Origin of the sequence: Pseudomonas asturiensis (genome assembly GCF_900143095.1) — a bacterium.
GTDB classification, from domain to species: domain Bacteria; phylum Pseudomonadota; class Gammaproteobacteria; order Pseudomonadales; family Pseudomonadaceae; genus Aquipseudomonas; species Aquipseudomonas asturiensis.
This window is the reverse complement of the sequence record NZ_FRDA01000006.1, coordinates 85,706-95,018: the sequence shown is the minus strand read 5'-3', so window position 1 is coordinate 95,018 and position 9,313 is coordinate 85,706. Positions and strand designations below refer to the sequence as shown.

General features: G+C 59.3%; 8 protein-coding genes and 1 pseudogene. 1 reads left to right on the top strand and 8 read right to left on the bottom strand.

Translation table 11 applies throughout. The features are described from left to right. Nucleotides 1–87: 87 nt before the first annotated feature. From BUB69_RS12715 to BUB69_RS12675, 8 genes and pseudogenes are all read right to left on the bottom strand, one after another. Nucleotides 88–870, bottom strand: a complete 783-nt coding sequence (locus BUB69_RS12715; RefSeq protein WP_073167030.1) for a carbon-nitrogen hydrolase family protein — start codon at nucleotides 868–870, stop codon at nucleotides 88–90. A gap of 15 nt (nucleotides 871–885) precedes the next feature. Beyond that, nucleotides 886–2,565 carry a flavin monoamine oxidase family protein gene (locus tag BUB69_RS12710; RefSeq protein WP_073167026.1) on the bottom strand — a complete coding sequence of 560 codons (1,680 nt, stop codon included), beginning with the start codon at nucleotides 2,563–2,565 and terminating at the stop codon, nucleotides 886–888. A 152-nt stretch (nucleotides 2,566–2,717) separates the two neighbouring features. Beyond that, on the bottom strand, nucleotides 2,718–3,179 hold the full coding sequence (locus BUB69_RS12705) for an Lrp/AsnC family transcriptional regulator (protein WP_141121856.1): 462 nt from the start codon (nucleotides 3,177–3,179) through the stop codon (nucleotides 2,718–2,720). Between the two features lie 151 nt (nucleotides 3,180–3,330). Beyond that, nucleotides 3,331–4,398: an FUSC family protein gene (locus BUB69_RS12700; RefSeq protein ID WP_073167020.1), complete on the bottom strand. Its 1,068-nt coding sequence runs from the start codon at nucleotides 4,396–4,398 to the stop codon at nucleotides 3,331–3,333. Nucleotides 4,399–4,516: 118 nt separating this feature from the next. Then, entirely contained in the window at nucleotides 4,517–5,152 is a 636-nt protein-coding gene (locus BUB69_RS12690) for a nuclease-related domain-containing protein (protein ID WP_073167015.1), read from the bottom strand. A 133-nt stretch (nucleotides 5,153–5,285) separates the two neighbouring features. Further along, nucleotides 5,286–5,576: pseudogene (locus BUB69_RS12685) on the bottom strand (Fic family protein); the annotation flags it as partial. A gap of 138 nt (nucleotides 5,577–5,714) precedes the next feature. After that, the gene (locus BUB69_RS12680; RefSeq protein WP_073167012.1) at nucleotides 5,715–6,599 is read right to left on the bottom strand and encodes a hypothetical protein; all 885 of its coding nucleotides are present in this window, start codon (nucleotides 6,597–6,599) and stop codon (nucleotides 5,715–5,717) included. 102 nt (nucleotides 6,600–6,701) lie between these two features. Next, a complete protein-coding gene (locus BUB69_RS12675; RefSeq protein WP_073167009.1) occupies nucleotides 6,702–7,604 on the bottom strand; it encodes a hypothetical protein in 903 nt (300 codons plus the stop codon). A 230-nt stretch (nucleotides 7,605–7,834) separates the two neighbouring features. Between BUB69_RS12675 and BUB69_RS12670 the strand changes: the two genes are divergently transcribed. Beyond that, a complete protein-coding gene (locus BUB69_RS12670; RefSeq protein ID WP_084537091.1) occupies nucleotides 7,835–9,313 on the top strand; it encodes an ArnT family glycosyltransferase in 1,479 nt (492 codons plus the stop codon).

The window sequence follows — 9,313 nt, the reverse complement described above, 5'->3', positions numbered from 1 at the left end:
TTCGCGAGCAAGCTCGCTCCCACGAGGTTTGTGTTCATCCGTCACGATGGAGCGGAGCATGGGAACGACCAAAGGATTTGCGAGCGTTCAATACAAATCCTGCCTGCGATCCTTGAAGTAGTCGTTGACGGTTCTGGCCTGTGTGAGCTGCGTCCGGTCCAGTTCGCCGATCAGCAATGTCTCATTCTGCCCCGCCAGTACGGGACGACTGCCATCCGGCGCGCAGAGGCTGCTCAGGCCGCAATAACGAATCTCGCCCTCGCTGCCGCAATAGTTGGCGTACACCACGTAGCAGTGATTTTCGAACGCTCGCGCCCGCACAGTCACGTCGCAGACGAAATCGAAAGGCGCCATATTCGCTGTCGGCACCAGAATCAGCTCGGCACCGGCAAGTGCCAGACGGCGTGTGTTTTCGGGAAACTCCACGTCGTAGCAGATCAGCATGCCCAGCCGCCAGCCATTGAGCTCGACCACCGGGCAAAGGTCTTCACCCGCTGTGAACATCGAGGTGTCCAGTTCGCTGAACAGGTGCGTCTTGCGGTAGTTGGTCAGTCGGTTGCCCTGACGGTCGATCAACTGCACGGCGTTGTAGATCTGCTGTTCGGCGCTGCGCTCCGGGTAGCCATAGACAATCGCAATCCCGTGCTGACGGGCAATCTGCGCAATGCGCATTGCAGCGGGTCCGTCACAGGCTTGTGCCAGCTCAGCGCATGCTTGCGCGCCAATGTTGTAGCCGGTCAGAAACATCTCCGGGCAGACCAGCAGCTGCGCACCTTGTGCGGCAGCCGCCTCGGCCTGTCGGTGCAGTCGGGTCAGGTTGCCGCTGACATCCAGCGGCAAGGGTGTGCACTGGTACAAGGCGACACGCATGGGCATTTCCTTCTCTCAGTCGGCCAGTGCAATCGGTCCGATCTCGTGGAACACGTCGCCGGGACCCGGGTTTTCAGCGTGGGTCTTGCCGCCGAAGTGATTCATGATGCCCCACACGGCGTTCAACGAGGTCTGCACCGCGCCTTCCACCCAGGCGGGCGTCCAGGACACGTCATCACCGGCGATGAACATACCGCGCTGTTCGCTGGGCATGTCCTGCTGTATGAAGTGCGCATACATGCGCTGGTTATAGCGGTAATGGCCGGGCAGCGCACCTTTGAAAGCACCGAGGAAGTGCGGGTCGGCTTCCCACGAGACGGTGATCGGGTCGCCGATAATGCGCGCTGCGATGTCGACCTTCGGGTAAATCTTCTTCAGGGCATCCAGCGCCAGCTTCACGCGTTTTTCGACGGGTTGCGGCAGCATTTTCAACGCATCGCTCATCCACGAGTATGACAGGCAGATCACGCCAGGCTTGTCGTCGCCGTTATCGAACAGGTAAGTGCCACGGGTCAGGCGATCGGTGAGGGTCATGCTCATCAGGTCGCGGCCGGTTTCCGGGTCTTTGTCCTTCCAGAACGGGCGATCAACCATGACGAAGGTTTTCGATGACTGCATGTAGCGCGTGCGGTCCAGCGCCATCCACATCTTCTGCGAAAACAGCGATTCTTCGCACTCGATCTGGGTCGTGAGCAACCAGCTCTGGCAGGTGGTCAGCACAGCTGCGTACTGGCGGGTATCACCCCAGTTATCGGTCACCGACAGGCGGCCATCTTCGGCGCGGGCAATGCGCTTCACGCCGGTGCGCGGTGCACCACGATGCAGGGACGAGAGGCTGGTGCCTTTGGGCCAGTGGGCGCAGCGCTCGGGCACGTGGCTCCACAGGCCCACCGGCACCTGCTGCACACCGCCGACGATCAAATGCTGGTGTTCGTCGCAGTTGGTCATGACCACGCGAAAGATTTCCAGCATTGAGTTGGGGAAGTCAGAGTCCCAGCCGCCTGTGCCGAAGCCCACCTGGCCGAACACTTCACGATGGTAAAACGACAGTTTGGCAAACGCTTTGGAGGTCGCCACGAAGTCATAGAACGTGCGGTCGTCCCACAGTGGGACCAGTTTGTTCCACAACGCTTTGAGACGCGGCACATCGCGGTCACGAATGGCTTGCTGAATCTCGGAGAACTGCGAGCCGCTTTCCAGTGCGTCGGCCCAGGCGTCAGCGACTTCCTGAAACAACGCAGGTAGGTCAGAGAGCATCTGTGCGTAGTAGGTGGTGCCTTCCAGGTCGATGACCGTGCTGCCGGAGGCGGCAGTCAGCGGGTTGGGGAAAGGCCTGGACTCAAGGCCCAGCTTGTCGACGTAATGAAAGAAGGCCGTCGACGATACCGGAAAGCGCATGCCGCCCAATTCGGCGACGATGCCCTTGGCACCTTCGAACTCCTGCGAGCGCAGACGACCGCCCATTTTCGAGGCTTCATAGACGACTGGCTTGAGGCCCATCTTCATCAGCTCATAGGCTGCCACCAGCCCGGCGATACCGGCACCGATGATCGCCACTTCCGCGCCATGCTGTTCTTTGGGGATGCTGCCCAGACCTTTCGGGTGCTCGATCCAGTCATCGAAGGCAAATGGAAAATCGGGGCCAAACAAGGTGATCGGCTTTTTGCCGTTGGCGGGATGACGGTTGTTTTTCATGACTGACCTTGGTGGGCAACGGCGAAAAACAACAGTCTAGATAAGTGTGAGCACGTTAATAAGACGCAAAGTGTCGTCGATATGATGTTTGTTTGTGCAAACTGACGATATGGCTGGTTATTTTGAGTGTGATTCTTTCGTTCTGGATGGGATCAGACCGGTTGTCCACGGTCGATCTTGCTGCTGAGGATGATCGAGGTGGTGGTTTTTTCCACACCGTCCACGCTGCCGATCAGGTCCAGCAGTTCGTCCAGTTGCTCGGGTGAATCGGTACGCAGCCATGCCACGTAATCGAACTCGCCGCTCACCGCGCACAACTGCTGCAACTGCGCCAGCGCACTGAGGCGGCGCAGCACTTCCTTGCCCGAACGCGGTTGCACGGTAATCCCGACGTACGCCTGCAAACCGCCGTCGATGACGCGTTGACCAAGGCGCACGCCATAGCCGGTGATCACCCTGGTGCTCTCCAGGCGTGCAAGCCGGGAGGTCACGGTGGTCCGGGCGATGCCGAGCTGACGGGCCAGCGTCGCGACGCTTTCGCGGGCATTGATCTGCAGCGCGGCGATCAGCCTGCGATCTATTTCATCCAGCGCTGGCGGGTGGGAAGTGGACACTGCTCTCTCCATCAAAAGAACTACAGGCTACTGACGAAACACTTTTTGTGGGAGGCGGCTTGCCGGCGATCGGGTTTTTCAACGCAACCCGTCAGTAACTGGCCTGACACCTTCTCCCGCAATCGCATGCCTGCGGTGAGGCAGCGTTGTATCAGAACTTCCAGCGCTTTGCCGTCTTGGCCAGGCGGGCCTGCAGGCCGTCCAGGTTGTGCGCCAGTTGTTGAGTCATCAATTGATAGCCGACCAGTTCAGCGGGAACTTCAGGTTTCACAGGGCTGGCTTCCGAAGAGCGCGCCAGCCGTTCGGTGGCGCCAGTCTGCAGCGCACGCGCCATGCCGATCAACTGGCGGCGGATCTGTCGATACTCGCCGTCCAGCGACGCCTTCAGCGGCTCGCCGGCCATCTGGTCGAGATTGGCTGGTCGAATGTTCGCAAGGATTTCCAGGGTGCTCAGGCACATGCGGAAATGCCCTTGAATGGCGTCCAGTTCGACCATGGACATCTTCACTTCCTTGGACACCGACGGCAGCAGCGAGCGCAGTTGCAGCATGGTGGCGTTGAGCTTTGCAGTCAGTTTCAAATGCTCATCGGCCGTCACCGGCTGGCCCTGCACGATCCGCCCGTACACCTTGGCGCAATCACGCAGCCCGCTGGCCAGGTTGTAGCGCCACGAAAACACGGCATACAGCGGCAACGCAAAGGAGAACGCCAGCGCCAGCGCGATACCGATCAGAATATCCACCGTGCGCCACAGCCCGTCGCTGATCGGGTTGTAGCCATGGCCTGCGACGATGAACAGGGTGATCGCCGACAGCAACGCGGTATAGCCGCCCTTGCCGATGGCGTGATAAGCGAAGAAACCGCACAGCACTGACATGATCGCGTAGGTCAGCAGCGGCATTTCCAGATAACCCTGCTGCACGACCACGATCAAGCCCAGCCCCGCGCCAATCAGCGTGCCGTAGGCCCGTTCGACCGACTTCTTGCCGATGTTGCCGTGGTGCTGCAGGCCGCCGATGACGATCAGCATCGTCACCGACGCCCATTCGCCATGAGGCAGGTTGAGGCCGGTGGTCAGCAGAATGGTGACCAGCAACCCCACCGCAATACGCGCCGCATGGATCAATCGTGCATGCCGATAACGGCGATACGGATCCAGCAAAGGACGCAGAACAGGGCGAAGCCAGGAAGGTATGTAAGCAGAGCGCGAATTCGTCATGCGTTAAAAGACCGCGAGGGTAGGGAAGAGATCCCTGATTGGATGGCGATGAGTGCCAGTAAGCCACATTTGGTGGCGCACGGGTTTGGTTTGTGGTGGCCGGACTGCTCCAAATGCCTTACTTGCGTCGCTTGAGGTTCTGAACATGTTCACGATGTGTCGCACGCGTGGGCGCCCGTCGTTTGCCTTGCAGCGTCTGCATCAGCGCGTCGACCTCAGCTTCGCTGAACACCGGCTGCTGAAAGGAACGGATGTAGCGAATGTAACCGATACCTTGCGTCACGTTGGCCGGCATCCGGGTTTTGAACGTGCTTTCGCCCACAAAGCTGACAACAGAATGAAGGTGCTCCAGACCGACGCCCAGCGTCGCTTCAAGCGCTTTCAGGTGTTTGTAGTTCTGTCGGAGCGGGTTCTGGAATCGGTAGGTGCGTCGGTAGATTTTCTGGGTCCACTGAGGTTGTAGTTCGCTGCCGAAGATCCAGCCACTCATGTTCTTGGTTTCCAGCACGAAAATGCCGAAAGGCGAGAGAAACACATGGTCGATCTGCGTTGTGCCGTCGGCGGTGTCCAGCGTGACGTTGTGCAGACGCCGATAGACCTGCCTGTCCAGTTTCCAGTGCGTGAACAGTCGCACCCAGAATTCGCCCATCTGCCCCTTCGCCCAGGGTGATTTGAGAAACGAGACGAACAGCACGGCCGGAACCAGCCAGATGAGCAGGTTCAGGGCCGGGCCAAACATGGCGCTGTAATTCATGTGGAATCCTTTCCAGGTGCAGAGCGATTGCGGGTTTCAAAGTGTTGAGGTTGAAAGGCTGTCGGACAGGGTCGGGAATTCTTTACTGCGACGGCCAGTTGATTGGGTAACGCGTGCTTCGGCCGCCGCCTGGCAGGCGTGCGGCCTGGTGCTCCCCTTGCGCCAGCGCAAGATCAGTGAGGGCTCGGGTGAGGCGGCCGTTGCCATCGTCAAAAGGATGAAGCGTGACGAACCAGAAATGCGCGACGCCTGCGCGGATCAGCGGGTCAAGTTGCGCATCCTTTCGGCTGGCGGCAAACCATTCAAGGAAGTCAGTCAACTGAGGTTCGAGCAGGTGTCGCGGCGGAGCTTCAAAATGCACGGTCGGCCTGTCAAGGCCACCGGAAACCACCTGCATGGGCTCGTCACCGCTTAACTGGCCAGCTTGAACGCTGCTGGAGGCGAACGTTTCCTGCGTTGGAAACAGTCAGTGATGCCAGGTAGAACGTCTATTCGGCTCACGTGATGAGCCGAATGTGCGAGCTATTCGGCTCATCGTCCAGCTCAGAGGCTCGATGTTGCGTCAGCCTGTGTTCTTGCCAGCAGTCGACGGGATGCTGCATTGCGTCTTTTGAATCAGCGCCTCGATCCACACCGCGTTTTCCTCACTCACTACGCTATAACGCTGCGGGTAGAAAAAATCGTAGTGATGAGCGATTTTGCCTAGATAGTGTTGTTCCGATTCACTTAACCACAGGCCGGACTGGGCGACAGGCAACGCATTACCGCCGAAGCGCTTGCCCAGGCACAGATTGGTCCGGGGTGCGAAGGCGAATACGAGGTCTTGAGTGGGGTGTAGCTGAAGATCGTGCGTGGGGACTTCAGGGCTTCCCTTCAGCATCTCGCCCTTTATGGCGTGCCGCAATACCAACCACTGGCCGGTAGCGGTTTTTGCCAGCAGCCATTGCGACACGCCGGTGTAGCAGACCGTAGTGAGTTTGCCATCGACCCATTCAGACACCACACAGGCGTCGTAATCGATATACGCTGACCACAGGTTGATCGCGGAGACCAGTCTGTGCGGCTCCAGGTCAACCACGCCTTGCCGGGGCATGGTTTTCCAATAACGGGCCGTGACGCTGCATTTGACACGCATGATGTTGTACATCGCCCAGCAGGCCAGTACGAGCGCAGCGACGTCGAGAATCCAGCGTTGAGGGTGATCAGTCATGTGATCGACACCTGCAGGCAGCCCGAGCAACGTCGACAAGTCGACAGGCACCACAAGCAGGGCCGCGAGAAACAGAACGGGTACGAACAGAACCAGCCCCCAGTTGTTTTTCAGCTCAAGCGCGTAACCGCGCGCCGTTGTCAGTTCCTGCGCTGTCATCGCCGATTGCTCGCGGTGGCTGAGCCTGATGTCTGGCGTGAAAAAACGTAGGTATCGCGTGTAATCGCTTTCTGCCATGCCGGCTGAAGCTCCTGGAGCATCGTCTGCCAGCCGACAGGTTCGGCTGGCTTCGGGGCACATTTCAATAAGGCGCGAGAGAGACAAATCCAGCGCACGGTTTCATGAAGCGGGCAAATCGGCAACCGGCGACCTGTTATGCCGAGCCCGTTCGACCAGCGCATCGATCCATCGAGCGTCTTCCTGACTCACTACGCCATAACGCTGCGGATAGAAAAAATGCCAGTGATGAGCGATTTCGCCCAGATGCTGTGCTTGCGTGTCGCTCAGCCAGAGACTGGTCTGTGCAACAGGCAGGGGGCTGCCGGAGAAGCGCTTGCTCAGGCACCGGTTGGTCCGGGGGGCGAAGGCGAGGGCGAGGTCTTGAGTGGGGTGTAGCTGAAGCTTTACAGCGGGCGTTTCGGGCCCTCGCATTATCCACATGGCGCCCTCGATGGCGTGTCGCAGTACCAACCACTGGCCCGCAGTGGTTCTTGCCAGCAGCCATTGCGAGACACCACTGTCATTCACTGATTTGAGCTGTCCATCGACCCAGCGGTCCATCGTGCTGGAGTCTGAATCGAAGCAATAGGACCACAGGTTGATCGCCCACGTCAGTGTGTGTCGCTCTATGTCGACCAGCCCTTGGTCGGGCATGGTTTTCCAGTAACGCTCGGTTACGTCGTATTTGGCGCGCAAGGTGCTATAGAGCGCCCAGCTTCCCACGACCAGCGGTGTGGCGGCGATCACCCAAGGGCTGTAGTCGCCTACGGCTTTGTCCATATCGTGGCGCGTGGAAAACACGCTTGCATAGGCGATCACGCTCAATAGAAAAACAAAGTACGGAGCAAGACTGCCAGCCAGGATGGGCACAAGCAGGATCTGGATCCGGTTTGAAATATTCGCACAGGCATGAACACGCGCCTCTGCCAGCTCCTCAGCCGTCATCGCCGATTGCTCGCGATGCGAGAGTCTTGTGTCGGGCGTGTCGAAGCGTTTGCGCAGCGTGTAAATATCTTCTGCCATGCCGACGCTCCTGAAGACATCGCCTGCCAGCCGATGAATTCGGCCCCGAGTCAGGCGGTTCGATGGGTCATTTCGACAGTTTCCGTGAAATGTTTCAAGGGGCGGTCCCGGCGGTCTTTACGCTGGCTTTCAAGAGGTCGCTGAAGACCTGAATGTAACACTCGGTTTCATGAAACCTGCCGATCCGGGTGCTTATACTGCGAGTCCTTCTGGCTTCCCGGATACCTGCAATGTTGGCTTCGCGCACGCTGTGGTTGTTGATGTTGAGTGCCCTGCTGTTTTTCTTCGCACTGGGTAATCATCAGCTTCAGAGTTCGACGGAGCCGCGCGTGGCGGGCATCGCCATGGAAATGCACCTGACGGACAACTGGGTCACGCCGACCTTGAGCCGTCAGCCGTTTCTGGAGAAGCCTCCGTTGAGTGTCTGGCTCGATGCGAGCGCCATTCGGGTGTTCGGTGCCCAGCCTTGGGCGGTGCGACTGGCATCGGCATTTGCCGGGCTGTTCAGCGTGATGTTGCTGTACGCCATGCTCAGGCGCATGGGGCGTGCGACGCAGGTCGCCTGGCTTGCTGCGTTTTTGCTGACGACCACGGCTGGTTTCTGGAGCAATTCGCGCCAGGTCGGTGAAGACGCGCTGCTGGCGCTGGGTGTGACCACGGCCTTGCTGATGTATGTTCATGCCGTCACCCGAACGCCTTCAGACGATCGATCGTCGTGGCCGTGGTGGGTGTTCACGCTGGGTATTGCGATCTCGACGCTGAGTAAAGGCGTGTTGGGGCTGGCGTTGCCGGGCGTGGTGATTTTTGCCTGGCTGGTTTGCCAGACGCTGCAACAGCGGCGGCTGGTCGTGGCCGACTGGCTGCGCCCGGCGGCGTTTACGCTGCTGGGCTTGATACCGCTGATGGTCTGGCTGTATTTCCTGTATGGACAGGGCGGCGTGCAGTCGCTCAAGGATGTGCTCTGGACCAACAGCGTCGGGCGTTTCAGTGGCTCGTTCGAGGAGGCCGGGCACTACGAGCCCTTCTACTACTACATCGCCAAGCTGCCTGAAGCGTTCATGCCCTGGAACCTGCTGGTGTATCTGGGGCTGTGGCACTTTCGCAAGCAACTGCTCGCCAACCGGTATTTGCTGTTCTTCAGCCTCTGGCTGACTGCACAGTTTTTGCTGCTGACGCTGGCATCAAGCAAGCGCATGGTCTACCTGATGTCATCGGCACCTGCGGCCGCCGTGATCGCAGCGGAGTACGCATGGGTGTTGGGTGCCAGGCTCAAGGCGCATTCCCGAACCTCGTCCGCTGCCGCGTTTGCAGTGCGCAATCAACGTGCCTTGCTTGCGACGGGGGGCGCGCTGACCGTCGCCGCTTACCTGTCGGCAGCGGTGTGGCTCATGCCACGAGAAGACCGGCACTTTTCATTCCTGCCGTTGGCGGGCGCTGTTCAGGCATTGCAGGCTCAGGGGCATCACGTGGCATTGTTCCAGCCCAGCGAGCGGTTGTCGGGCGCGAGTGCTTTTTACATTCATAGCCTGCTCGACGCTTATGACAGCGATGCAAGCGTGAACCGCTTTCTGATGAGCGACCCGAGTAACGTGGCGATCATGGAGCGCACCATCGAGCCCGAGCCGCCGCTCAAAACCGTGGAATGCGTGAAGGTCGGCAGTCGCAGCTACTACTTCGTCAGCTACGACGCCGCCAGTGCCGGCCGTTGA